Source organism: Vibrio sinaloensis DSM 21326, assembly GCF_000189275.1.
GTDB classification, from domain to species: Bacteria; Pseudomonadota; Gammaproteobacteria; order Enterobacterales; family Vibrionaceae; genus Vibrio; species Vibrio sinaloensis.
Window position 1 is genome coordinate 24,219 of record NZ_AEVT01000013.1, and the last position, 26,570, is coordinate 50,788.

Sequence of the window (26,570 nt, forward strand, 5' to 3'; positions counted from 1 at the left end):
TTTTCGTTTATTTGTCTCGATTTAGCGAACGTTGGCGCAACATTTTTTGTTGTTGATAGAGTGCGGCTTTGATTAGTAGATCTTCGTCTAAATCGCGTAAAAGGTCATATTTTATGGTGATAAGAAATTGATCGTCTTGCGCTTCACATTCCACGACGTGTCCATAGCTAAATATGGCTGCGGCTGGATGATCAAGAAACAGCTTCGCTTTGACTTTGGTATCAAGTGGCAGGGAGTGCTCGCTTGTATAGCTGAACAAGCTAGCGCCAAAAGACCGGGTTTGATGGCGGTACTGCTCTTGATCTTGTTGTGACAACATAAAAGTTAGCAATAGATTGAGCTTGGCATTTTGTGTATCCAGCAGCTCGATAACGTGTTTGAAATCACTATTGTTAAGTTCAGAACGCGCACTGTCATTCAATAGATCCAGGTGGCTAAATTCACTGGCGACGAGAAATGGCGCAGGGATTTCGCTCTCGAACTGATTGTAATTGGGCAGCGCACTCCCTGAAGGAAGTGGCTCGACATTGACAGTCATTTTGTGATGAACGGTGAAATATTCTTGTTCAGGCATTCTGAATTTCCTTGTACTAATCCTTTGATTATCGTCATACGTGGCAACTAATCAAGGTATGTCATTGTTTAACACACATTTTGACGACTAATTAGCAATTAAGGGCTACACCCAGCGTCGATAAATCGGTACATTAGCTGCTATCAAATACTATTGGTTTTTTTATGTTTCATCCGGTATCTGCGTTTATCGGTTTGCGCTATCTCCGAGGACGTTCGGGCGATAGGTTTAGCCGATTTGTCTCTTATATGTCTACAGCGGGTATTACGATCGGTGTGATGTCACTGGTGACCGTTTTGTCCGTTATGAACGGCTTTGAAGCTCAACTAAAAGGGCGCATCTTAGGTGTGCTGCCACAAGCGATTGTGTCTGAGCAAGATGGTAATACTCCTCGCACAGAGATTGCCCCGCCATTTATCCAGAATTTATCCAACGCAGGACACCCTGAACCCATTGTTCAAAGTGAAGCGGTTATCCAAAGTGCCTCTCAGTTGAGCGCTGGGCTGCTAATCGGCATTAAGCCTAGTGATCATGACCCGATAGAAGAGCATTTAATTGCAGGCCGCTTATCTTCACTTGAGGCGGGTAAGTATCAATTGTTTATTGGCCATACGCTTGCGCGCTCCATGGATATCTCGATGGGGGATAAGGTGCGCTTGATGGTAACCAGTGCGAGCCAGTTTACTCCGTTAGGGCGGATCCCAAGCCAGAGAATTTTCACTGTAGCCGGCATCTACAACACCGGGTCTGATGTCGATGGACAACTCATGCTGACTCATATCGAAGATGCCGCTAAGCTCAATCGTTTAAAGAAACAGACCATGACAGGTTGGCGACTGTTTTTTGATGACCCATTTATGGTCACTGAGTTGAGCCAGCAGCCTTTGCCGCAAGGGTGGCAGTGGCAGGATTGGCGTGAACAGCGTGGTGAGCTGTTCCAGGCTGTGCGCATGGAGAAAAACATGATGGGCTTGATGCTTGGGCTAATTGTTGGTGTAGCCGCTTTTAATATTATCTCTGCGCTGATCATGGTGGTGATGGAAAAACAATCTGAAGTTGCCATCTTAAAAACTCAGGGTATGTCTGACCAACAAGTCTTGGCCATCTTTATGGTTCAAGGGGCAAGCAGTGGTATTTTAGGTGCCGTCATTGGCGGCGCCTTGGGTGTTGTATTGGCGACCAATCTCAATGGAATACTTGAAAGCGCTGGCATCGCGCTGTTTTCTGTTGGTGGGGAACTGCCCATTCTTATTAACCCGCTGCAGATTGTAGTGGTCGTAGTGTTGGCGATTGCACTCAGCCTGATTGCTACTTTATTCCCTTCTTATCGTGCATCTTCCGTAAAACCAGCCGAGGCTTTGAGATATGAGTAACCTACTTCAGTGTCAAAATATTTGTAAAACTTACCGTGAAGGGACGTTAGACACTCAAGTGTTAAAAGGCGTTAGCTTTGAGTTGAAAAAGGGTGAACTGGCGTCAATCATCGGCTCATCAGGTTCTGGTAAGAGTACGTTGCTACACATTTTAGGTGCGCTTGACGATGCAAGCGAAGGGCAGGTGAGTTTTCTTGGTCAAGATCTGGCTCAACTGAGTTCAAACAAGCAAGCAAAGCTGAGAAACCAACACTTAGGTTTTGTGTACCAGTTCCATCATTTGCTCGCGGATTTTAGTGCGTTAGAGAATGTTGCAATGCCTTTGTTGATTGGCGGAGTAGCGACCAGTGAAGCCAAAGCCAAGGCTCAAGCGCTACTTGATAAGGTTGGGTTGAGTCATCGAGTGGACCATCGTCCTGCTGAGCTTTCTGGTGGTGAGCGTCAACGTGTCGCGATTGCAAGGGCACTGGTGAATAACCCTGATTTAGTACTGGCCGATGAACCGACAGGTAACCTAGACCACAAAACCGCTTTGTCGATTTATGACTTGATGCGCGAACTCAATCAAGAGTCGGGGACCGCCTTTTTGGTCGTCACTCACGATGGTGAATTGGCGAGTAAGATGGATCGCCAACTTCATATGCAAGATGGACTGCTATTAAACGTAGGGGAGGCGTAGTTTGTTCTCTTCTTTATCTCTGTTTATCGGTGGACGTTTTAGCCGAGCAAAGCAACGCAACAAGATGGTGTCATTCATTTCTCTGTCTTCAACCATAGGTATTACAGTGGGAGTGGCGGTCATTATTATTGGTCTTTCAGCAATGAATGGATTCGAGCGAGAACTGAAAGACCGCGTGTTATCGGTTATCTCGCACGGTGAGTTTGAAGGAGTTCGCGGGCCAATTGAAGAATGGCAATCTGTAGTCAATCAAGCGGAAAAACATCCCAAAATAGAGGCCGCCGCTCCATTTGTGAAACTCACGGCGTTGGCCGAAAAAGGTCAGCAACTCAAAGCCATTGAGGTGAGAGGTGTCGACCCTGAGCAAGAGACGCGTGTATCCAATTTAAGTCAATACATTGATCCTATGGTGTGGCAGCAGTTTGAGCCTGGTAACAAGCAAGTCATCCTAGGCCAAGGTGTCGCGAACTTATTGGGTGTGGATGTTGGGGATTACCTTACCCTGATGATTCCGACGGCTGGCTCAACGACGAAAGTTCAGGCGCCTAAGCGGGTTAGGGTACAGGTCGCTGGACTACTTACCTTGAATGGTCAAATTGATCATAATTTGGCGCTGGTGCCTCTTGCCGACGCACAGCAATACGCCAAGCTAGGTAGCGGTGTGTCAGGTGTTGCGCTTAAGGTGACGGATGTTCTTAACGCAACTCAAATTGTGCGTGAGGTAGGGAATACGCTGGATGTCTATGTATATTTACGTAGCTGGCAACAAAAGTACGGCTTTCTCTATCGCGATATTCAGCTGGTCAGAACAATCATGTATTTGGTGATGGTTCTTGTTATTGGTGTGGCCAGTTTTAATATCGTTTCTACCCTCATGATGGCAGTAAAAGACAGGGCGTCTGAGATCGCTATCTTGAGAACCATGGGGGCAACCGATGGTTTGGTAAAACGAATTTTTGTTTGGCAGGGTGTCTTCTCTGGGGTGTTAGGCAGTATTGTTGGCAGTATTGTTGGCGTTGTGGTGGCAGTGAACTTAACGTCTTTGATTAAGCAATTGGAGCAATTGATTGGTCACCAGTTTTTGTCAGGCGACATCTATTTTGTCGACTTCCTACCTTCCCAAGTCAATGTGGCAGATGTGGTGCTTGTCTCATCGACCGCGATCATTTTGAGTTTACTGGCGACTTGGTACCCAGCCTCTCGAGCCAGCAAATTAAATCCGGCAGCGGTGCTCAGTTCTAAATAGCAAAAAACAAAAAAGGACCTAACGGTCCTTTTTTCATACTTAGCTTCTCAGTAGTTACAATTTTGCTGCGGTCGGCCATTGGTATTCGTCAATGCGATTTTTATTTTTTAAGTAAGCCGCCTAATCTGATTTTTCTCTTCTGCCAACTGCGCACCACTGAGTAGCGCCACAGGGCTTTAATTCCGAAAAACCCGACAATCGCAGAAACCACTCCACAGATCAGGCAACCAAGTAGGAATGGAGGACCGATAGTATGCATTTGGTGGAGAATAAACTCCCATGAAAGCTCAAAGTGAAATGGCTGAGGAGGTACATGCATTGCCCAAGCGCCCACTTTATAGGCAAAGTAAAACAGCACGGGCATGGTAATAGGGTTACTGACCCAAACTAGGGCAACAGAAAGCGGCAGGTTGACCCCACAAACGATCGCAAGGCCAGCGGACATGATCATTTGGCTCGGTAAGGGCACAAAAGCCATAAATAGTCCAACGGCAAAAGCGCCAGCGGCTGAGCGTCGGTTGAGGCACCAAAGGTTGGGGTTATAAAGCACATTGCCAAAAATCTTGAGCGCTTTTTGACGCTTAATAACTTCGTGGTCAGGCATGAAGCGCTTAATAAACTTTCTTGGCATAGGGGACTATGGCTCTCTTGTTAAATTACTGGACGCTTGCTTCGTTCTCGATCGTTATCGTTTCAGCCAGTCAATGGCCAGCCATGCCTACTTGGCACTGGATCGTTCCTTGTATTGGGGCGCTATTTATCGCGGTGAACGTTAGGGCGTTACGCACATTACTCGGTCCATGTTGCGCATGTGTAGTGATACTGGCACACGGTAACCTAGTTCGCCACCAAACAGTCGAGCTTTTTAAAGCAGGTTCGGATATTACCATAAATGCAGAGGTTGACAGCTTTTTTAAACAAATAAGTCACGGCTTTCAAGGCCGAGCAGTGATTAGATCAATCAATGGCGAAAGATTGAACATTTTTCAGAGGCCAACAGTCTGGTTAAGGGCGCCAGTGCGATTAAGTGTTGGCGATTTGATACAAGTGAAAGTGCGCTTGAAGCCAGTCATCGGTACGCTTAATCAAGTTGGATTCGATGTCGAAAAGTTAGCATACGTTCGATCAATAAGGGCGCGAGCCACCGTTGTAGAGGGGGAGAGTTATTATATAACAAGCACGTTACCGTGGCGGACATCGCTTTTTCAGCGAGTTGGGACGCAAACGCAGCATCTCCCTCATCAAGGGCTTATCAAAGCGCTGTTGTTTGGGGTACGCGACAGTATTCCTGAGTCGGTTCAGTCAGGCTTGCAGCGTAATGGTTTGAACCATCTAGTGGCAATCTCGGGTTTGCACGTGGGTATTATGTACGCGGTTGGGTGGTTTGTCGGCGGACTGCTCCTCAGGCTTGATGGCAGATTTCATTTTGCTCCTATGCTTTGTGGTGTTGCCATAGCAAGCTTTTACGCCTATCTCGCTGGATTTTCCGTTCCCACTCTTCGTGCACTGTTAATGTGTTTATTGGTGAACATTTTATTGCTTAGCAATGTGAGGTTAACCAAAACATCCAGTTGGTTGCTCATTTTAGCTTTGCTACTTCTTATTTGGCCGCAAGCTGCGATTGATCCCAGCCTTTGGTTATCCATGTACGCTGTGGCTATCATTATGTTGTTTTTGTCTTTTCGGCTTTTTGACCGTTCAGCTGTGCTAAAGGCCATCGGTTTACAAATCTGCATAGTCGGCTTGATGTTTCCCATCATAGCATTGGTGTTTGGTGGGATAAGTGCGACTGGACTTCTTTATAACTTGGTATTTGTGCCATGGTTTAGCCTCATAGTCGTTCCCATCACTTTTCTTGCACTTGCTTCAGCGCCATGGTCGTTTGTGGCTGAGCGCCTTTGGTGGTGTTCTGACTGGAGCTTGAATGTGGTGGTTAAGGCTGTCGACTTCTCCTTGTATGGTTGGCTGCCTATCTCGCAAGCGCAACTCTCAATCTTGGTTGTGATGCTAGTGCTGTTAGTGATAAGCGTCTGGCTAGATAGAAAAGCGATTTTATTGGCCATGATTATCGCTTTTTTGGGGCTTACTGACTGGCAGCCTAGATGGCGTTGGCAACTGAATGTGTTTGATGTCGGTCATGGGCTCGCGGTTGCTATCGTGCAAGGTAACCGAGCTTTTCTCTATGACACAGGAGCTTCTTGGCAAACGTCTAGCTACGTTCAGCAACTGCTTAATCCTTGGTTTCGATATCGCGGTGTGACTGAACTTGATTACTTCTTTGTCAGCCATTTTGATAACGACCACTCAGGTGGCTGGAAGGACGTTTTGCAAACTTGGCAACCTAATCATTTTGTTACTAGTCAACATCTAGCGATCTCACAGCCATGCACTGCTGGTCGAGTTTGGCAGTGGGGCGTGCTAGAAATTGAAGCATTATGGCCACCTGTGCAGGTATCTAGGGCCTACAATCCGCAGTCCTGCGTCCTTAAACTGACGGATAAGGAGAGCAAAATTAGCCTGTTGTTGCCAGGGGACATCGAAAAAATAGCGGAATGGATGCTGCTTAAAACGGCGGACAAGCTCAATAGTGACATCGTACTTGCTCCGCACCATGGCAGCCGAAGCTCATCGGGGAAAAGGTTTATCGACGCTGTGTCTGCGCAACTTGCTATTGGCTCTAGTGCTTTCCATGGTAGATGGAATTTACCTAGTAAAGAGGTGGTGCAAGCGTACCGCAATCAAGGTAGCGAGTGGCTCGATACTGGGTCTTCAGGTCAGATAATGGTTAACTTTTATTCTGATCAGTTCCAAGTACGACAACTTAGACAGCTGAAAGGTCGGGCTTGGTATAGGCAGATGCTTCGCAAGGGAGTAGAATAGGAGGATTATTGTAAGAAAAATAAGCATTTTTATGTCTCTCGATAAAGATGAAACAACCTGGAATACCTTTAAACGCTTGTGGACGTATATTCGTCTCTATAAAAAAGGCTTGGTTGTCGCTGTTATTGCTCTGGTATTAAACGCCGCCGCGGACACGTATATGGTGTCATTGTTAAAGCCACTACTTGACGAAGGCTTTGGTAACGCGGAGTCCAATTTCTTAAAAATCCTACCTTTGATCATATTAGCGGTAATGTTCGCGCGTGGAGTGACGAGCTTCGTTTCTACCTACTGCTTGAGTTGGGTGTCAGGCAATGTGGTTATGCAAATGCGAAGGATGATCTTTAATCACTTCATGCAAATGCCGGTTAGCTATTTCGATAAAGAATCCCCGGGCGCTTTGCTATCTCGTATCACCTATGACTCAGAACAAGTGTCAGCTGCGACCAGTAAAGCTCTTGTGAGTATCGTCCGAGAAGGTGCAAGTATCATCGGTCTACTGGTGTTGATGTTTTGGAACAGTTGGCAGCTGTCTTTGGTACTGATTGTGGTTGCGCCGGTTGTTGCGTGGGTTATTGGCGTGGTCTCTAAGCGTTACCGCCGCATCAGTAAAAACATGCAAACGGCAATGGGTAAAGTTTCTGCCTCTGCCGAACAAATGCTGAAAGGACACAAAGTCGTGCTGAGTTACGGTGGTCATGAAATTGAACGTGAACGCTTTAATAAAGTCAGCAATCAAATGCGTCAGCAGTCGATGAAGTTCATTACTGCTCATGCGATTGCTAACCCAGTGACGCAAATGATCGCGTCGCTTGCTTTGGTTGCCGTCCTGTTTTTGGCGAGCTTCGACGAGATCCGTAATCAACTGACTCCGGGTACGTTTACGGTCATCTTCTCCGCGATGTTTGGCTTGATGCGCCCATTGAAGGCGATAACTAACGTTGTGTCACAGTTCCAACGTGGTATGGCAGCAAGCCAAACCTTGTTTGCACTCATGGATCTTGACACTGAAGTGGACAAAGGCCAACACCAAGCAGATAAAGTGCGTGGCAACGTTGAAGTGAAAGACGTTACGTTCACCTATGAAGGCAAAGATAAGCCCGCCTTGAATCAGGTTAGTTTTAACATTCCACAAGGTAAGACGGTCGCTCTAGTTGGGCGCTCAGGCTCCGGTAAGAGTACGATTGCTAATTTATTTACCCGTTTCTACGATGTTGATTCTGGTGTGATTAGCCTAGATGGTCACGACATCCGTGACTATACCCTAAGCAATCTGAGAACTCATTTTGGCCTAGTGTCACAAAACGTCCATCTGTTCAACGACACGATCGCCAATAATATCGCTTATGCGACCAATGGTGAGTACAGCAGAGAGCAGATCGAACACGCGGCTAAGTTAGCTCATGCCATGGACTTTATCGATAAGCTTGAAGATGGCTTAGACACAATGGTTGGCGAAAATGGTGCAAGTTTATCAGGTGGTCAGCGTCAGCGAATTGCTATTGCTCGAGCGCTGCTTCGTGATGCGCCAGTGTTAATTCTTGATGAAGCAACATCTGCGCTCGATACGGAGTCAGAGAAAGCCATTCAGTCTGCACTTGATGAGTTACAAAAAGATAAAACGGTACTGGTTATTGCTCACCGCTTATCGACCATTGAACAAGCTGATGAAATCCTTGTTGTTGATGAAGGCGAGATTATTGAGCGCGGTTCTCACCAAGCGCTGCTTGAGAAAGATGGCGCCTATGCGCAGCTCCATCGCATTCAGTTTGGCGACTAGCGCGTGATAGAGAAAATCTGGTTTGAAAACCACCCGCTTAAGTATCTGCTATGGCCGCTGTTGTGGCCACTTAGCTTAATATTTTCCTCGATTAGCCAGAAGCGCCGCCGAGCTTATCAGAGCGGAGAGAAAACCAGTTATCGAGCTCCGGTTCCTGTGGTCATCGTGGGTAATATTACCGCTGGTGGCAATGGTAAAACTCCAGTAGTGATTTGGTTGGTTGAGAAGCTGCAAAGCTTGGGCTATTCGCCTGGGGTCGTTTCGCGCGGCTATGGTGCCAAAGCGCCGCAGTACCCGCTGGTCGTTGATGATGCTACAACGCCAAAGCACTGTGGTGATGAGCCTAAACTTATCTTTAAACGGACGGGCGCACCTGTTGCGGTGTCCCCGGTACGAAGTGAAGCAGTGGAGGCTTTGCTTCCAATGGGGGTAGACATCATCATAACTGATGATGGTTTGCAGCATTACGCGCTTCAACGTGATATTGAGATAGCGGTGGTTGATGGTAAACGCCGATTTGGCAATCAATGTCTGCTCCCTTTAGGCCCGTTACGTGAAACGGTAAATCGGCTTGAAGAGGTTGATCTCATTATTACCAATGGGGGGCAAGCGAGAGCTGGAGAGGCACCAATGACGCTAGAGCCCGCACTTGCTGTTAATATGAGAACAAAACAGCAAGTCAGCGTGAGTGAGTTGCCAGAGTTGGTTGCGATGGCAGGAATTGGTCATCCTCCACGCTTTTTTGCCACATTGAAACAGTTACAAGCAAGCCTAGTGTTTACGCAAGGGTTTGCCGATCATAAAGATTTTGAACCGTCACAATTAGAAGCATTGGCTGAGCGAGGCAAGCATCTGATCATGACAGAAAAAGACGCAGTAAAATGTGCGGATTATGCGCAAGACAATTGGTGGTACCTTCCTGTGACTGCCAACTTCCCGCTAGAAAATGAACAGCACATTTTGAAAACAATACAAGAGGTTAAGGAAAGGTATGGATCATCGTCTACTTGAGATCGTGGCATGTCCTGTATGCAAAGGTAAGCTAACTTTTGATAAAGATAAGCAAGAGCTGATCTGTAAACTAGACCGTTTGGCTTACCCTATTAAGGAAGGCATTCCGGTATTGCTGGAGCCAGAAGCTCGTAAAATGAGCATGGATGAGGGGCGTTAATGTCATTCACTGTTATTATCCCAGCTCGGTATCAATCGAGTCGTTTACCAGGTAAACCCTTAGCTGATATTGCTGGTAAACCTATGATCCAATGGGTTTACGAGCAAGCGCAGCAAGCGGGAGCTGATCAAGTGATTGTCGCCACTGATGATGTTCGAGTCGAGCAAGTGGTCACGGAGTTTGGTGGTCAGGTTTGTATGACATCTCCAGACCATGAGTCGGGCACAGAGCGATTGGCGGAAGTGGTTAAGCTAATGAACATTGCGGAAGACCACATAATCGTTAATGTTCAAGGTGATGAGCCGCTTATTCCTCCTGCTATCATTCGTCAAGTTGCTGACAACCTTGCTAATAGCCGTGCTCCAATGGCGACGCTAGCGGTTGAAATTGCCGATGAATCTGAAGTCTTTAACCCAAATGCTGTAAAAGTACTGACGGATAAAGATGGTTACGCGATGTACTTCAGTCGCGCGACGATCCCGTGGGATCGTGACAACTTTGCCTTAGAGAACAAAAAGATTGCTCAACCATTGATGCGACATATTGGTATATACGCTTACCGAGCTGGCTTCATCAATACCTATATCAACTGGGAGCCTACAGCGCTAGAGCGAATTGAGTGCTTAGAGCAGTTACGTGTGCTTTGGTATGGTGAGAAGATTCATGTAGAAGTGGCAAAAGAGTCTCCGGCGGCTGGTGTGGATACTCCTGAGGATCTAGAGGCAGTGAGAGCGCTGGTTGCAAAGCTGCAATAGACAATTGCTGATTCTAATGTAAAAAAAAGGCCCATTTTTAGGGCCTTTTTTGTTTGGGGGAGGGATGGCGATTAAATCTTACCATCGTAGTCATTGCGTTTCGGGCAGGTACTAAGAATTTCTCTGCGACCAGTTTCTTTCACTTCCTCAAGAATGATGTCGAAGCCCCATAGACGATACATGTGCTTTAATACTTCGTCGTAGCTTTCATCTAATGGAATTCGATCATGAGGGACGTATTGGAGTGTGAGAGATCGATCTCCGCGCACATCCACATTAAACACTTGAATGTTCGGTTCGAGGTTGCTCAGATTATATTGCGCGGCGAGCTTCTCGCGGATTGCTCGGTAGCCAGTGTCATCATGAATGGCACTCACTTCGATGTAGTTTTTCCGATCATCATCAACGATGGCGAATAGCTTAAAGTCACGCATCAATTTGGGTGACAAATACTGGCTAATAAAGCTCTCGTCTTTGAAGTTTTGCATTGCAAAATGGACCGCATCAAGCCAATCTGTACCGGCCAAATCTGGGAACCACTCTTTATCTTCCTCGGTTGGCTCCTCACAAATACGACGTATATCCCTAAACATAGCAAAACCAAGCGCATACGGATTAATACCGCTGAAGTAAGGACTGTTGTATGGTGGCTGCGCAACCACCCCTGTATGGCTGTGGAGAAATTCAAGAATGAATCTATCGGTCACCAAACCTTCATCGTAAAGGTGGTTGAGTATGGTGTAATGCCAATACGTCGCCCAACCTTCGTTCATTACCTGAGTCTGTTTCTGTGGGTAAAAGTACTGACTGATTTTACGCACGATTCGGACAATTTCTCGTTGCCATGATTCAAGCAGTGGTGCGTGCTTTTCAATGAAATACAGGATGTTTTCTTGCGGCTCACTAGGGAAGCGAACCTTTTGGTCTTCTGGCTCTACGTTTGACTTGGGCACTGTTCGCCACAAATCATTAACTTGAGATTGAAGATAGGCCTCGCGCTCTTCTTGGCGCGATTTCTCTTCAGCAATAGAGATTTTTTCAGGGCGTTTGTATCTATCAACACCAAAGTTCATCAGTGCATGACACGAATCAAGCAGCTCTTCGACTTCTTTCTCGCCATACTTTTGCTCACACTCGGCAATGTAGTTTTTCGCGAAGAGCAGGTAATCGATAATAGAACTCGCATCTGTCCAGGTTTGGAACAGATAATTACCTTTGAAAAATGAGTTATGCCCGTAACATGCATGCGCCATAACTAGAGCTTGCATGGTTACCGTATTCTCCTCCATCAGGTAGGCAATACAAGGGTTTGAGTTAATGACGATTTCATAAGCTAGGCCCATTTGTCCATGTTTGTAGCCTTGCTCAGTTTGAATGAATTTTTTACCAAATGACCAATGGTTGTAATTGATTGGCATACCAATACTCGAGTAGGCATCCATCATTTGCTCAGATGTAATGACTTCTATCTGATTAGGGTAAGCGTCCAATCGATAGTGGTCTGCGACGCGCTTTATCTCCTTGTGGTAGCGGTCAAGTAGATCAAACGTCCAATCAGGGCCGTCTGGCAGCGCTTTGTTTTTGGTTGGCTTCTTAGTTTTCGTTGTCATACGGCCTCCCTAAGCAGTCTCTTTTTTGAAAAGTTCTCTAAAGACAGGGAAGATATCCTCAACGCTGCGGATGTTTTTCATCGCAAAGTTCGGGAATGCCTCGCCCAATTTTTCATACTCGTGCCATAGGGTTTGATGAGAACGACGAGTGATTTCAATATAGGAGTAGTACTGGCAATTTGGCAGTAAGTTTTTGGTGAGTAGTTCACGACAGCGAGGTGAGTCATCGGCCCAGTTATCACCGTCTGACGCTTGTGCAGCGTAGATGTTCCACTCTCCGACGGGGAATCTGTCTGCGATGATCTCATTCATCAGCTTAAGAGCACTGGAGACTATGGTGCCACCTGTTTCTTGAGAGTAGAAGAACTCATGCTCATCAACTTCTTTGGCTTGGGTGTGATGGCGAATGAAAACCACTTCAACGTTTTCATAAGTTCGGGTTAAAAATAGGTAGAGTAATACATAAAAGCGTTTGGCAATGTCCTTAGTTGCTTGGTCCATTGAACCGGATACGTCCATTAGGCAGAACATCACAGCCTGACTGGAAGGGACTGGTCGACGCTCATAGTTTTTAAATCGTAAATCAAAGGTATCGATAAAAGGGACGGTATCGATCTTACGACGCAATGCCTTAATCTCTTCTTGCAACCTTTTCTCTTCAAGCATTTGTGCAGGTTCACTCATTTTGACTTGATCGAGCTCTGCTTCCAGTTCTCGCAACATGCGCTTTTTACCCGCCGTCATGGCGGTACGACGCGCTAAAGATTGTTGCAGTGATTTTACGATTGCAATGTTGGCCGGAACACCTGCGGTTTGATAACCTGCTCTGTGTGTTTTCCATTCGGTAATTTTGGCGATTTGGTTCTTTTCTAGGTTAGGTAATTCAAGATCTTCAAAAAGAATATCTAGGTATTCATCTTTTGAAATCTGAAACACAAATTCATCTTGGCCTTCGCCATCTGGGCTGGCATCTCCTTCGCCTGAGCCTCCTCCTTGACCTCCACCTTTAGGGCGTTCAATTTTGTCTCCGGTAATAAACTGGTCATTCCCCGGATGAACGCGCTCTTTAAGGCCTCCTTTACCTTGATGAAAAACAGGCTCTTTGATGTCCTTGTGCGGAATCGCAACGTCTTCGCCCGTTTCCGTATTGGTAATTGAACGGCGATTCACCGCATCTGCAACAGATTCTTTAATCTGCTCTTTGTGACGACGTAAAAAGCGCTGGCGGTTAACAGCACTCTTATTTTTGCCGTTTAGTCGTCGGTCAATAAACTGCGCCATGAGTCACCCCTTATTCGCACCGTGAAACTTAACGTTTCTACGAATCTATATCGCATCCAATCCCCTACCAGAGCGAGGCTCTGGTAGGTACTGCATCGGTTGTCCTTCGGCGTTGAAGGAAGTTTCGTTAACTGCTTCTTATGATGATTTACGTACGCGTAAGTACCATTCAGAGAGCAAACGTACCTGTTTCTCGGTATAGCCTTTCTCCATCATACGAGCGACAAAGTCGTCGTGTTTCTTCTGATCTTCAGAAGACGTTTTGGTATTGAAGGAAATAACGGGTAATAGCTCCTCTGTGTTGGAGAACATTTTCTTCTCAATCACAGTGCGTAGTTTTTCGTAACTTGTCCAAACAGGGTTTTGACCGTTGTTGTTTGCTCTTGCACGTAGAACGAAGTTGACGATTTCATTACGGAAATCTTTTGGATTACTGATTCCCGCCGTTTTTTCGATTTTCTCTAGTTCATTGTTTAGGGCTGCGCGGTCAAACAGCTGACCAGTTTCTGGATCGCGATACTCTTGATCTTGAATCCAGAAATCGGCGTAAGTGACGTAGCGGTCGAAAATGTTTTGTCCGTACTCTGAGTAAGACTCTAGGTAAGCCGTCTGAATCTCTTTACCGATGAATTCAACATAGCGAGGTACCAAGTAGCCTTTCAAGAACTCGAGGTACTTCTCTGCGGTTTCTTGTGGGAATTGCTCGCGTTCAATTTGCTGCTCAATAACGTAGAACAGATGTACTGGGTTTGCCGCGACTTCAGTTTGATCGAAGTTGAAGACGCGTGACAAGATTTTGAAGGCGAAACGAGTCGAGAGACCAGACATCCCTTCATCAACACCTGCGAAGTCACGGTACTCTTGGTAACTCTTCGCTTTAGGGTCGGTATCTTTTAGTGTTTCACCGTCATAAACGCGCATTTTTGAGAAAATAGACGAGTTTTCAGGCTCTTTTAAACGCGACAGAATACTGAACTGAGACAGGAGTTCCAGCGTGCTAGGTGAACAAGGTGCTTTAGATAGTTCAGAGTGATCAAGCAGTTTCTGATAAATCTTAACTTCTTCGGCAACGCGCAGACAGTATGGGACTTTAACAATATATACCCGGTCTAAGAAGGCTTCGTTATTTTTGTTATTACGGAACGTCTGCCACTCTGATTCGTTTGAGTGAGCCAGAATCATGCCGTCAAATGGAAGCGCTGAAAGGCCCTCGGTACCGTTGTAGTTACCTTCTTGAGTTGCGGTAAGGAGCGGGTGCAAGACTTTAATCGGTGCTTTAAACATCTCGACGAACTCCATCAAGCCTTGGTTTGCTCGACAGAGTGCACCGGAGTAGCTGTATGCATCAGGATCGTCTTGCGAGAAGTGTTCAAGCTGGCGTATATCGACTTTACCTACCAAAGAGGAAATGTCTTGATTGTTTTCATCTCCTGGCTCGGTTTTGGCAATCGCGAGCTGATCTAGGATTGATGGTCTTACCTTCACAACTTTGAACTTAGTAATGTCGCCACCAAATTCGTGTAAGCGCTTCGCTGCCCAAGGAGACATAATTGAGCGAAGGTAACGTTTCTCGATGCCGTACTCTTGTTTGAGCAGTTCGCCGTCTTCACTGACGTCAAACAGACAGAAAGGATGATCATTGACCGGGCTGCGTTCACCGTTGGCAGATAGCACATAGATAGGCACTTGCTGCATCAATGCTTTAAGTTTCTCGGCTAAAGACGACTTACCACCGCCTACAGGTCCAAGCAAGTAGAGGATCTGTTTGCGCTCTTCCAAACCCTGAGCCGCATGTTTTAGATAAGAAACAATTTGTTCTATTGCATCTTCCATCCCATAGAAATCTTTAAATGTGTCGTAGCGTGAAATGACGCGATTGGAGAAAATACGACTTAACTGAGGATCTTGGGCGGTATCGATGATCTCTGGTTCGCCAATCGCCATGAGCAATCGTTCTGCTGCATTGGCGTAAGCGCTTTTATCATCTTTACAAAGGCTAAGAAAATCTTGTAGGGACAATTCCTCATCCTTGGAAGCTTCATAGCGTGCTTGGAAATGGTCGAAAATACTCATAATGAATTCCCCTCTGAACCTGTCAAATTGACAATAAACCCGCATAGAAAAGCAAAATCCTTTCTAATTTAAGCCTAGTTGGTTTTTAGAATTTTGCTTAAAAAATATGTGTTTAATTGCAAATTGTGATGAAAAGCAAAATGTAGAGCTTTAGATTGATCCAAATAACAAGAGAGCATTTTTGAGCAAGAATAGGCTGAAGATTAAGTCGTGAAAAACTATTCAAGCTATCAATATGAAATGGTTCGATTTTGCGTTTTTGTGATCGATATTTATCCAGTTTAAGTACGGGTGTTGATTGATTGTACGTCATTCTGTATAGTCCGAGCCCGTATTTAATAGTTAAAGGCATCGATTGTGATGAAATCTTGGTTTAAATGGTTTGCTTTGTCGCCAATTTTGCTCTCACCAAACGGCTTTGCTCAAGTATCTCAGTGGTCGCTGGGTGTCGCTGCTTCGTATTCGCCAGCTGTATATAAAGATACTCCGTCAAACAAAACTGTGATTCCATTGATCGGTTATGAGGGTGAACATGTCTTCCTGCGTGGCTTTAGCGCAGGTTATCGTTTACTGCCAATTGGATCTCCACAAAACCTGATTTTTCGAGTCGTTTATGATCCAAGAACGTTGCAGCCCGATGATTCTGATGACCCTGCTATTCAGCTAATGGATAAAAGAAAAGCCTCTATATTAGGCGGAGTTAGTTATCAACTGGTGACGTTAGCGGGGATGTTCGAGCTAACTGCCGGAAGTGATATTCGTGGTGTACACAATGGACTTTATGCAGAAGCAGCTTGGCGCCTACCAATTCGACGCAATGGCTGGGGAATCACTCCAGCGGTCGGTTATGCGTACAACAGCGCTAAGCTCAACGACCATCTGTACGGGGTGAGCAGCAGTGAAGCGAATCGTGCCCAAGCTGCAGGCTATGATATTGAAGCGTTCGATGCGAGTTGGGATGGCCAATATTTTATTGGAGCTTCTGCCTATATGCACCTGACTCCAAGCATCCGCTTAACTGGTGGGGTTCGTTACACGAATTTAGAAGGGGATGTTCAATATAGCCCTATCGTCGAGAGTGGGGTTTATACCAGTGCTAATATTGGCTTAGCGTACGTTTTCTAGATCTTGGCTTCCTCCTCAATATTGTTTTTGCTTGAGCCATCACGAAAGGTGGCTCAACTTATCCATCTCAGCTATCAATTTCCAATATTCGTACATTGTTCAATATAGATTTGTTAACTTACGAGCTAGATCATAAATTATTTCTAACCCCGAAATATAATGTCGACGACTTACAAACTTACAAGACTTACAAAAGTTAATCAATATAAATAGAAAAATAGTGAAAAGAGCATGCTAAAAAATTTATCGCTTAAGAACAAACTCGCGATTTCTGCGAGTGTTGCCATAGTCATCGGGGGACTACTGGTTGAAGGGCTGTCGTTTCGAGCATCGCTTGAACGGTTAGATGTTGAAGTAGAACAGCGGCTCCAAGGGACTGCATCGTCGTACAATCAGTATGTGTCAGATTGGATCACTGCCAAAGGCCGTTCACTAACGTCGCTTTCGCAAGAGTCAAAAAAGGAAGACATTGTGACTCACCTGAAGCAAGTGAAGAACTCTGCAGGGTTCGATAATGTCTTCCTTGCCTATCCTGATGGTGGTCAAGACAATGCCAATGGTGTTGTTCTTCCTCCTGGTAACGACGACCCTAGGCAGTGGGGTTGGTATCAAAATGCTGTCAAGCAGCCTAGCAAAGTCTTTATGGATAACCCAACCGTCGCAGCAGCCACTGGGGCGAATGTGGTCTCCCTTGGTAAAGCACTGAATCTACACGGTCAGCAAGTAGTGCTTGGTGCCGATGTAGAAATCACAGATATCCTCAGCGGGATGGAAAAGGTGATTTTACCGGGGCAAGGCTACATGTTTATCGCCAATGCGCAAGGCAATGTGTTTGCACACCAAAACACTGAACTTTTGAATCAACCGATTGATAAGCTGGGGCTAACTCAAACTTCTATCGATGAAGCGGTACGAACTGGACATGACATTTATGTGGATGTTCTCGGTAAAGAGTCGGTGGTTTACGCAAGTGAAATTGAAGGCACAGAACTGACAACGGTTGTTGTGGTTGACTATGAATCTCTCGTCTCACCTTTGTTTAGCGCCGTTTGGGGACAGCTACTTGTTACCGGTGTTGTGGTGGTGATTTGTACCATTTTATTCAATATCTTGTGTAATATCCTATTCCGTCCATTAAACAATGTGTCTTCTGCACTCGAACAAATCGCTAATGGCAGTGGCGATCTAACTCAACGCATTGAGGTGGAATCAAACGATGAAGTAGGCAAGTTGGCGAATAACTTCAATGTGTTTGTGGGTAGCCTACAACAGCTGATAGGGCATATTCGTGAGCAGTCTCATCAGCTAACGTCACAATCTGAACTGAGTTCGACCCGGGCACAAAGCGCGGTAGACGAAATTCACCATCAACAACAGGAAATTACACTAGTGGCAACCGCGGTGACGGAACTCGCCAGTGCCACTCAGGAAATTGCTTCGCATGCTGAGCGCACCGTTCAAGCGACACTAGAATCCACCACCAGTACTGAAAATGGTCACGCTTTGGTGGAAAATACCAAAGGCTCAATCAATAAATTGGCTGCTGAGTTGGAAAGTGCCAGCGATGTTGTTAGTGAACTTGAACGACATGGTCAAGAGATTTCGACGGTACTGTCCACCATTCAGGGTATCGCCGAGCAAACCAACTTGCTAGCGCTTAACGCCGCGATTGAAGCAGCGCGAGCAGGCGAGCAAGGACGTGGTTTTGCTGTCGTTGCTGACGAAGTACGAGTGTTGTCTCAGCGCACGCATTCTTCTACTGAAGAAATCAAGAATACCATCACAGTGCTGCAAGAGACGACCAGCCGTGCGGTTGCGATCATGAGCAGCAGTGCCGAACTAGCAGGGATGACGGTCGAAGATGCAGATCGAGCGGCAAATGCGTTGGGTGAGATTAACACGGCGGTAACTCTGATTAGCGATATGGCAACTCAAATTGCTACTGCCGCAGAAGAGCAAACCCATGTGACCAGTGAAATTACCCAGAATGTTACATCGATTAAAGATGTCGCTGACCAACTGGTTATAGGTGCGAATCAAAGCTCGCAGGAGTCTCACCAAGTCAAACATCAAGCAGAAGAGTTAAGTGCTAAGGTCGCAACCTTCAAGCTTTCTTAACCAATAAAGGGGCCACGAGGCCCCTTTTTTAAATCTGTTCAGTCGGATCGATTATGCGTTAAAGATTTGCTTTAGCTCGTTAGCACACAAGTGGTATTGACGCGGGCAGTTACGCCAGGTCGATAGCATACGACGATATTTCTCTTGCATCGGCATCTGAGCGTTAAAGTGGTGGTCAGCTTTATCGAACTGAGGATAAAGACCTTCAGACTCGGTTAGGAAACGAATGTAATTGACCAGTTGTGCTTCTGTTGCAATGTCAAAACCTAAGAAGGTTAGGCGACGTTGATCAACATCTTTACGCTCTTCTTCACTGAGCATTTTGTTTGATTCTTGCATTGCATGATACATCTCCATGATGTCGATGATCTCGCGACACTCAGCTTCGTTTAAGCAACCAAAGTCTTTGTTCAACTCACTCATCTGAAGCTCGTAACCGCGTTCAACGATCGTCTGTAATCGCTGGTATTTTGCTGCATTTTCAGGGTTGAGTTGTGACATCAGAAAGTACTGGTTCGATAGAATCAAACGTTGAGCGTTAGTCATTTCCATAGTGGCCTCACTAAAATAATCTAATACATTTTTAATGTGCTTAGGTTATCCGTTCATCTGGTGTTGAAACATGATCTCAACACATATTTAATATGAAAAGTGCAAAGAATCGACAAATTGTTGATCATTTTTTATGGTAATGATTATAGATGTAATCACGGTCAGAGAAGACCCTTAGCCATTCCGGTTTGAAGACAGAGAACATCGCGACAGACATACCGTTAAGCAGTCCTTCTGGGAACGCGAGAAGTGGTATGAAAATGAGATAATTGTCGACGATCGTCGTCCAGTCGTGGGTTCCTAATAAGTAGAGATAAATGCCGTTAATCAGCAAATGCAGTGAGCCGGTAATGGCGCCGTTGAAAAAGCCTGCAACAAAGATAAAAACGAAAATATTTCTCGGTAGGAACTGGTAGCTGGCTAGAAACACGGCGTGGCTTATAGCAATAGGAACAAAGCAAGAGAAAAGCAGATATTCTGGCAATTGTGGCCAACTCAGTTTGCCAATGATACTCAATGCAATGCTAACTATCACTGAGAGAGCGATGGCGCTTCGCCAACCATACATGAGAGTGAGTGTTGTGAGAGCGAGGAAGTGAATGTTTAGAGCCGTAACAACGCTAGCCTGAGCTGCCCACAATAAGGTGAGTAAGATGACCACGGCAAAGGTGAGGTGCTGAAATCCTTTTTCTGCTTGGAGTTTTGGCCATAGAGCATGTTTGACATCTCGCCAAACAAACAACAGTGCGATCAAAGCAATGGCTAATGCAAACAACTGGTTTAACTGCACACAAACTCCCAAAAAAATACCAACCTGACTAGGGTTGGTATTTTTTACGAATTCATAACCGGATGGTATCAGTATTTTACATTTGAGTGATATTGCTCAAGGATTGATACGATCTTGTCCATGGTTTCTTTACTTGGAGGGTTTACCCCTTCCAGTGGGTAATCGTGACCGAGGGCTTCCCACTTGTGTGCTCCAAGCTTATGGTAAGGCAACAATTCCACTTTTTCGATGTTGTCCATATCCTTGATAAAGTCACCAAGCATATGTGCCGCTTCCTCGTCGTCCGTGTAGCCTGGTACGACAACATAACGAATCCAAGTTTTTTGTCCCAGTTTTTGTAGGTAACGAGCAAAGTCTAACGTGCGTTTATTGGATACACCGATGAAGTCATGATGAATTTCATCTTTCATGTGTTTTAGGTCAAGCATGACCAAGTCGGTGGCTTCCAATACTTCATCGATCACGTCGGTGTGCTTGCGGATATAGCCGTTGGTGTCTAGACAAGTGTGAATGCCTTCCGCTTTAGCTGCGCGGAAAAAGTCGCGAACAAACTCAGGTTGAAGCATTGCTTCTCCCCCCGAACATGTCACACCACCGCCAGAGGCATTCATAAAATGACGGTAACTTTTAGCGTCGTTAATGATCTCTTCAACTGTGACTTCTTTACCACCGTGCGTATCCCACGTATCGCGGTTATGGCAGTACTGACAGCGCATTAGACAGCCTTGCATGAAGACAATGAAGCGGATTCCAGGTCCATCTACGGTTCCGCAGGACTCGAAAGAATGAATACGGCCTGTTGTTGACATGAGCTCATCTCTAATAAGTTATTTGTGCGTTATTTTATTACAAAAAGTGGGGTTTAAATAGGGTTAGAGGTGGTGAGGAGAGACATTTTACCAAATAAGAAAAAAAACCTTACTTGGGCTAAAATGTATGTTATAAAAATGTTGCTAATCATTAAAATATAAATAACAAGTAGATAAGAATTGGCTGGGCAAGTATTAATGCATCCCACTGATGTTAAAAGGATTATTTATGGATATGCTTGCGCTATCTCAAAAGCAAAAGGTCATGCTGTTTCTAGTGGTATTAGTTCTAGGGTTTGTCGCATTGGCCGGTTTTACCTCCTCACGATTGAGTCATATGAGTGACCAGTATCACTCAAGCAGCGATATTGCTACGGGCTCCATGTCGATTTATCAAACACAAAGTAAGATTCTTACGCTAAGTAGTAATCTCGACAACCTTAATGGTGCACTCGTCAACCAAGCCAAACAGGAAATTGGCGCGATTGTTAGTGCCGTTAAAATGGACGCCGAGTTTCTTACTCAAGTCAAACTTGATGCTCAAGCGGACAAGTTGATGAGTACTGTTAGTCAGTTCGAATCTGCAGCTAACCCTTGGTTGAACCTCAAGCAAGAGCTGGGTTTTACAATAGATGAAGGAAAGCTAGGTGAGCTCAAACAACTCGCTAACACGATAGAAAAGAAAATTGAAGAGACGGGTATGGTCACACTCAATTCTGATTTTCAGGCGATGGTAAAGTCGCAACAAAACTATCTGCTGCAACCCAATGAAGAAAACTTAAAGCTATTTAATCGCGCAATGGGCAGTTTTGAAAGTATGTCTAATGTTTACGCGATGTTGGAGCTGTACGAGAAAGAGATTGAGCAATACAAAACCACGTTTGCACGGGTAAGCGAACTTTCACAACAATTGGGTAGCGTCGAACAACAGTTGCTTAACGCTAAAGCATCATTAACTCAGTTGATCTCAGCGATTACTAGCGAGCTGGGTGATATCTCCATGACTTACCAAAGCTCTGCTGAAAGTGCATCTGAGCAAACTCAATGGTCAGTGCTGGTGGCATGTGTCTTATTGGCCGTGTTTACCGTGGCAATTTTTATTATGCAAAGTACCTCTTTGTCTCGTTCGCTAACGAAAACTCGTGAAGTTCTGCATAGTTTGTCAGCAGGTGATCTATCACAGCGAATGTCTCTCACCAACAACCCTAATGATGAATTCAATCAACTTGCCAGCAGCATCAATGAAAGTTGTGAGAACCTAGGCAGCTTGGTCAGTGGCGTGCAGGAAAGCAGCCAAGTGCTGTCTGGAAATGCCGCGGAGTTGAACCAAGGCTTAGACATGCTTGCCCATCATCAGAGCGAAGTGTTGGGGCAAACTCAGCTCTTGGCTTCCGCGACCGAAGAGGTCAGTGTGACCACTCAGGAAGTGTCAAATTCGCTTGAGTTTGTTGCCGAGATTAGCCGCTCTTCAACTCGTTCTGCTGAAGATGGCGCTAAAGTGATAGGCGCAGCAATCGGTTCACTGGAAGAAGTCGGAGCAATTTTAACCTCCGCAGCAAGTCATATCCAACAGTTAGAAGAGGCGTCCTCTAAAGTTGATTCGGTCATGGAGATCATCAATGGCATTGCTGAGCAAACCAACTTGTTAGCATTAAACGCCGCCATCGAAGCAGCCCGAGCGGGGGAGCAAGGACGTGGTTTTGCGGTTGTCGCAGACGAGGTACGCAGCTTAGCGGTGAGAACCGTCGATGCGGTTTCAGAGATTTCAGAAACGATTGACACGATGAAGAAAGAAAGTGCCGAGGTGATTCAGTACATCGGGCAATCTGAGACATCGATGGCGACTGGACGCGAACGTGGTCACGAAGCGATGGATGCTTTAAAAACGATTACCGATAAGGCTGATGAAGCGTCTCAGCAAACTGAAACGATTTTTAGTTCGATCAAAGAGCTAGCAACGACAAGTCAATCAATGGCTGACAGCATGACGCAGATCTCGAGCGCAATGCGTGAGTTGGAAGAGAATAACGAACAGCTTCGTGCGATCAGTGGTCAGGTGGAATCTCGCTCTGGCAGCCTCAATCAAGACTGCCAGCGCTTTAGCATCTAGAAGAAAGCATAAAGAGATAAGCTTCCATTTCCGTAGACGGAGTCGGGAGCTTCTTTGTAATCAGGCGTTTTTGCCGCGGTGCTAAGGGTCGCGCCAAATCCTTGTCCATACCATGCAATACCTGCAACCGCGGTCGCCTGTACGTTTTCCAGTGTCACATCATATACGCTAGGGTCGCTTATCGAAGGGTTTTCATCAATACCCGGTCGGTCACCCTCAACCGTAAAGTCATTGAATCGATAACGACCTTCTATACCAGCAAAGATAAAGAAGCCGCTTTTTGAACCGCCTAACATCCCAGGGCGAAACGTGTATTCGTTGTCTATGTTTGCCGCTCCCATGCTCCCGGCAAGATCTGTCCCCCAGCGCAACATAAATCCAGTAGAAATGTCTGATCGAAAGCTACCAAAGTTACCTTCGGTGACATTAGATAGTTCAAAATCAGTATTGACGATTGAACGGGCGCGCATCATGTTAAAGTGACTGAGGTAACCTACGCTGCCAACTCTCGCATCTTCGATCTGATACTCCCAACCGTTAGGTTCTTTGGAGCCAGTAATACTGTGAACAAAGCTTTGTGCTTGGTCTGCCAGAGAACTTTCCCCTGTGGTACCAATTGTTAAGTTAAAGCGCTGGGCTTGTTGAGGGTGGAGGCTGATGTAGTTCAGCTCAGTGTGAAGGTAGCCAGCATAAGGGCGCTCGTTTTCTAGCGGGTAATCCGCCGAAATGTCCGTTGGCGTATACATCTTATGACCAATGGACAACTCTACTTTATCCAGGGACGCTGCGCCCCACATTGACAAACTCAATGGGGTAAACAGCCAATGGGGGTTAATGGCGCCTGAAGTGTACGTGAGAAAAAGACCATTAGTATAGTCTTGGTCGACACCGAATAACCCATCGTTATCGATAGCAAAGGTGACAGTAGAGCGTTCTGAAGCGTGAACGTTCCATGCGCAAAGTAGCAAAGCAAGTAGAGAGGTTGTTTTTATTTTCATTCAATCGTTACAGCTTGTTGGCAGCAATAGTTCATCATGAACTAAACGTAAGTTTATCAATAGATAAGCAATATCTGTGCCGCAAGAAATTTGACGATGACTGAGATCATTTGTGATTAGGCATAAAAAAGCCCCGCTAAAATAGCGGGGCTTGCTGTTCATTTTTCTGAGACTTATAGAGACTCAGTGAACGTACGTGCGATTACGTCTTTTTGCTGCTCTGCAGTCAGAGAGTTGAAACGTACAGCGTAACCCGATACACGGATAGTTAGCTGAGGGTATTTCTCTGGGTGCTTAACTGCGTCTTCTAGAGTTTCACGGTTAAGAACGTTCACGTTTAGGTGTTGACCACCTTCGATGCCAGCTTCGTGGTGGAAGTAACCATCCATTAGACCTGCAAGGTTAGAACGTTGAGAGTTCTCTTCTTTACCTAGTGCGTTTGGCACGATAGAGAATGTGTAAGAGATACCATCTTTAGCGTCAGCAAACGGTAGTTTACCTACAGATGTTAGTGATGCTACTGCACCTTTCTCATCACGACCGTGCATTGGGTTTGCACCAGGAGCGAAAGGAGCGCCTGCTTTACGGCCATCAGGTGTAGTACCTGTCTTCTTACCGTACACAACGTTAGATGTGATAGTAAGGATAGACTGAGTAGGGATTGCATCACGGTAAGTCTTAAGCTTACGGATTTTACCCATGAAGTTAGAAACAAGTTCACAAGCCATGTCATCAACACGTGCGTCGTTGTTACCAAATTTAGGGTAATCGCCTTCGATTTCGAAGTCGATTGCAATGCCGTCTTCATCACGGATAGGTTTAACTTTCGCGTGTTTGATTGCAGATAGTGAGTCAGCTGCAACAGATAGACCAGCGATACCACAAGCCATAGTACGACGAACGTCACGGTCATGAAGAGCCATAAGTGCTGCTTCGTAGCTGTACTTGTCGTGTGAGTAGTGGATTGCGTTTAGTGCAGTCACGTATTGCTTAGCTAGCCAATCCATTAGGTTGTCTAGACCAGCCCAAACTTTGTCGAAGTCTAGAACTTCGTCAGTCATCGCTTCAGTCTTAGGACCAACTTGCATCTTAAGCTTCTCATCTACACCGCCGTTGATAACGTAAAGTAGAGTCTTAGCTAGGTTTGCACGAGCACCGAAGAACTGCATGTGCTTACCGATAACCATTGGCGATACACAACAAGCGATAGCGTAGTCATCGTTGTCGAAATCTGGACGCATTAGATCGTCGTTTTCGTACTGGATAGAAGAAGTATCGATAGATACTTTCGCACAGAACTTCTTGAAGCCATCAGGTAGCTGCTCAGACCAAAGTACAGTGATGTTTGGCTCTGGAGAAGGACCCATTGTGTATAGTGTGTTTAGGAAACGGAAGTTTGTACGTGTAACTAGCGTACGACCGTCAACACCCATACCACCCATAGATTCTGTAGCCCAGATTGGGTCGCCAGAGAATAGCTCATCGTACTCTGGAGTACGTAGGAAGCGAACCATACGTAGTTTCATTACGAAGTGGTCGATCATTTCCTGAGCTTGTTCTTCAGTGATAACACCGTTTGCGATATCACGCTCAACGTAAACGTCAAGGAACGTAGAAGTACGGCCTAGAGACATTGCCGCGCCGTTTTGAGATTTAACCGCTGCTAGGTAACCGAAGTAAGTCCACTGGATAGCTTCTTGAGCGTTAGTCGCAGGACCAGAAATGTCGAAGCCGTACTTAGCTGCCATTTCTTTCATTTGACCTAGTGCACGGTGCTGCTCTTGAATCTCTTCACGAAGCTGCATGGTCATTTGTAGGTCATCACCCGCTTCAAGTTTTTCTTGAGTTGAGTGGAATTGAGCGACTTTGTCTTTGATTAGGAAGTCGATACCGTATAGTGCTACGCGACGGTAGTCACCGATGATACGACCACGGCCGTATGCGTCAGGAAGACCAGTTAGAACACCAGACTTACGACATTTTAGGATATCAGGAGAGTAAACATCGAAAACACCTTGGTTGTGTGTTTTGCGGTACTCAGAGAAGATTTTTGAAACTTGTGGGTCAAGTTCTCGACCGTAAGCTTTACAAGAACCTTCGATCATACGTACGCCGCCGTTTGGCATGATTGCACGTTTTAGAGGTGCTTCAGTTTGAAGACCTACGATAGTTTCTAGATCTTTCTCGATGTAGCCTGCATCGTGAGCAGTGATGGTAGAGATAAGTGAAGTATCGAAATCAACTGGAGCGTGAGTAGAGTTCTCTAGTTTGATACCTTCCATTACCTTAGCCCAAAGCTTTTGAGTTGCTTCAGTACCTTCAGAAACTAGGAAAGATTCGTCGCCTTCATACGGTGCGTAGTTCTTCTGAATGAAATCACGAACGTTTACTTCGTTTTGCCAATCACCTTCAGCAAAACCTTCCCAAGCTTTAGCAAATTGCTCTGCCATGACATACCTACCTTTTTAGTAGAAAAAACACGTACCTATCAAACTATTGAGCCAGTTCGATTCCCATCGCTGGGTCGGTACACTCTTAATGAATAACAATATGTATAGTCTTTAAAATCGATCACCGAAAGGTCATAAAACTATAAATATTGTCACTACTTTTTACATGGGATCTTATTAACTTGGTTTCAAGGTT

The 26,570-nt window shown here is 45.6% G+C and carries 21 protein-coding genes; 11 read left to right on the forward strand and 10 right to left on the reverse strand.

Annotation, left to right across the window (positions count from 1 at the left end; genetic code table 11):
* Window positions 1–7 precede the first annotated feature (7 nt).
* Complete coding sequence (locus RH45_RS02720; protein WP_008073547.1) at window positions 8–574, reverse strand: hypothetical protein; 567 nt, start codon at window positions 572–574, stop codon at window positions 8–10.
* Window positions 575–738: 164 nt separating this feature from the next.
* Here RH45_RS02720 and lolC point away from each other — a divergent pair, with 164 nt between their 5' ends.
* Genes lolC through lolE form a run of 3 tightly spaced genes read left to right on the forward strand, consistent with a single transcriptional unit; the run spans window position 739 to window position 3,872 of the window.
* Window positions 739–1,947 carry a lipoprotein-releasing ABC transporter permease subunit LolC gene (gene lolC, locus RH45_RS02725; protein ID WP_039958152.1) on the forward strand — a complete coding sequence of 403 codons (1,209 nt, stop codon included), beginning with the start codon at window positions 739–741 and terminating at the stop codon, window positions 1,945–1,947.
* Window positions 1,940–2,626 (forward strand): lipoprotein-releasing ABC transporter ATP-binding protein LolD, encoded by a 687-nt coding sequence (lolD, locus tag RH45_RS02730; protein ID WP_008073551.1) that lies wholly within the window; start codon window positions 1,940–1,942, stop codon window positions 2,624–2,626. The genes lolC and lolD overlap by 8 nt, the downstream gene beginning before the upstream one ends.
* Window position 2,627: 1 nt before the next feature.
* Window positions 2,628–3,872: a lipoprotein-releasing ABC transporter permease subunit LolE gene (gene lolE, locus RH45_RS02735; RefSeq protein ID WP_008073552.1), complete on the forward strand. Its 1,245-nt coding sequence runs from the start codon at window positions 2,628–2,630 to the stop codon at window positions 3,870–3,872.
* A gap of 100 nt (window positions 3,873–3,972) precedes the next feature.
* Here the strand turns inward: lolE and RH45_RS02740 are convergent, their stop codons facing one another.
* Entirely contained in the window at window positions 3,973–4,503 is a 531-nt protein-coding gene (locus tag RH45_RS02740; RefSeq protein WP_008073554.1) for a DUF2062 domain-containing protein, read from the reverse strand.
* Between the two features lie 8 nt (window positions 4,504–4,511).
* Here RH45_RS02740 and RH45_RS02745 point away from each other — a divergent pair, with 8 nt between their 5' ends.
* From RH45_RS02745 to kdsB, 5 genes are read left to right on the forward strand one after another with little or no spacing between them, the layout of a single operon-like run.
* The gene (locus tag RH45_RS02745) at window positions 4,512–6,752 is read left to right on the forward strand and encodes a DNA internalization-related competence protein ComEC/Rec2 (protein WP_008073556.1); all 2,241 of its coding nucleotides are present in this window, start codon (window positions 4,512–4,514) and stop codon (window positions 6,750–6,752) included.
* Between the two features lie 31 nt (window positions 6,753–6,783).
* On the forward strand, window positions 6,784–8,532 hold the full coding sequence (gene msbA, locus RH45_RS02750) for a lipid A ABC transporter ATP-binding protein/permease MsbA (RefSeq protein WP_008073558.1): 1,749 nt from the start codon (window positions 6,784–6,786) through the stop codon (window positions 8,530–8,532).
* 3 nt (window positions 8,533–8,535) lie between these two features.
* On the forward strand, window positions 8,536–9,543 hold the full coding sequence (gene lpxK, locus RH45_RS02755) for a tetraacyldisaccharide 4'-kinase (protein WP_008073562.1): 1,008 nt from the start codon (window positions 8,536–8,538) through the stop codon (window positions 9,541–9,543).
* Complete coding sequence (locus RH45_RS02760; protein ID WP_008073564.1) at window positions 9,524–9,703, forward strand: Trm112 family protein; 180 nt, start codon at window positions 9,524–9,526, stop codon at window positions 9,701–9,703. Before lpxK ends, RH45_RS02760 begins: the two co-directional genes overlap by 20 nt.
* On the forward strand, window positions 9,703–10,458 hold the full coding sequence (gene kdsB, locus RH45_RS02765) for a 3-deoxy-manno-octulosonate cytidylyltransferase (protein WP_008073567.1): 756 nt from the start codon (window positions 9,703–9,705) through the stop codon (window positions 10,456–10,458). The genes RH45_RS02760 and kdsB overlap by 1 nt, the downstream gene beginning before the upstream one ends.
* A 71-nt stretch (window positions 10,459–10,529) precedes the next feature.
* On the opposite strand, the gene RH45_RS02770 is transcribed toward kdsB, so the two are convergent.
* From RH45_RS02770 to RH45_RS02780, 3 genes are all read right to left on the reverse strand, one after another.
* Entirely contained in the window at window positions 10,530–12,068 is a 1,539-nt protein-coding gene (locus tag RH45_RS02770; RefSeq protein ID WP_008073569.1) for a SpoVR family protein, read from the reverse strand.
* Window positions 12,069–12,077: 9 nt separating this feature from the next.
* Window positions 12,078–13,349 carry a YeaH/YhbH family protein gene (locus tag RH45_RS02775; RefSeq protein ID WP_008073571.1) on the reverse strand — a complete coding sequence of 424 codons (1,272 nt, stop codon included), beginning with the start codon at window positions 13,347–13,349 and terminating at the stop codon, window positions 12,078–12,080.
* A 138-nt stretch (window positions 13,350–13,487) separates the two neighbouring features.
* Window positions 13,488–15,422, reverse strand: coding sequence for a PrkA family serine protein kinase (locus tag RH45_RS02780; protein ID WP_008073575.1), 1,935 nt, complete (start codon window positions 15,420–15,422; stop codon window positions 13,488–13,490).
* A 360-nt stretch (window positions 15,423–15,782) separates the two neighbouring features.
* Between RH45_RS02780 and RH45_RS02785 the strand changes: the two genes are divergently transcribed.
* Window positions 15,783–16,547: a MipA/OmpV family protein gene (locus tag RH45_RS02785; protein ID WP_008073577.1), complete on the forward strand. Its 765-nt coding sequence runs from the start codon at window positions 15,783–15,785 to the stop codon at window positions 16,545–16,547.
* 231 nt (window positions 16,548–16,778) lie between these two features.
* The gene (locus RH45_RS02790; protein WP_008073579.1) at window positions 16,779–18,665 is read left to right on the forward strand and encodes a methyl-accepting chemotaxis protein; all 1,887 of its coding nucleotides are present in this window, start codon (window positions 16,779–16,781) and stop codon (window positions 18,663–18,665) included.
* A 51-nt stretch (window positions 18,666–18,716) separates the two neighbouring features.
* Here RH45_RS02790 and RH45_RS02795 read toward each other — a convergent pair whose 3' ends face one another.
* From RH45_RS02795 to pflA, 3 genes are all read right to left on the reverse strand, one after another.
* Window positions 18,717–19,217 (reverse strand): YfbU family protein, encoded by a 501-nt coding sequence (locus RH45_RS02795; RefSeq protein ID WP_008073580.1) that lies wholly within the window; start codon window positions 19,215–19,217, stop codon window positions 18,717–18,719.
* Between the two features lie 124 nt (window positions 19,218–19,341).
* A complete protein-coding gene (locus RH45_RS02800; protein WP_008073581.1) occupies window positions 19,342–20,007 on the reverse strand; it encodes a hypothetical protein in 666 nt (221 codons plus the stop codon).
* 68 nt (window positions 20,008–20,075) lie between these two features.
* Window positions 20,076–20,816 (reverse strand): pyruvate formate lyase 1-activating protein, encoded by a 741-nt coding sequence (gene pflA, locus RH45_RS02805; protein ID WP_008073582.1) that lies wholly within the window; start codon window positions 20,814–20,816, stop codon window positions 20,076–20,078.
* 229 nt (window positions 20,817–21,045) lie between these two features.
* Between pflA and RH45_RS02810 the strand changes: the two genes are divergently transcribed.
* Window positions 21,046–22,926 (forward strand): methyl-accepting chemotaxis protein, encoded by a 1,881-nt coding sequence (locus RH45_RS02810; protein ID WP_008073583.1) that lies wholly within the window; start codon window positions 21,046–21,048, stop codon window positions 22,924–22,926.
* On the opposite strand, the gene RH45_RS02815 is transcribed toward RH45_RS02810, so the two are convergent.
* A complete protein-coding gene (locus RH45_RS02815) occupies window positions 22,923–23,918 on the reverse strand; it encodes a lipid A deacylase LpxR family protein (RefSeq protein ID WP_390220230.1) in 996 nt (331 codons plus the stop codon). The genes RH45_RS02810 and RH45_RS02815 overlap by 4 nt on opposite strands.
* A gap of 179 nt (window positions 23,919–24,097) precedes the next feature.
* Window positions 24,098–26,374: a formate C-acetyltransferase gene (gene pflB, locus RH45_RS02820; RefSeq protein WP_008073585.1), complete on the reverse strand. Its 2,277-nt coding sequence runs from the start codon at window positions 26,372–26,374 to the stop codon at window positions 24,098–24,100.
* Window positions 26,375–26,570: the final 196 nt, after the last annotated feature.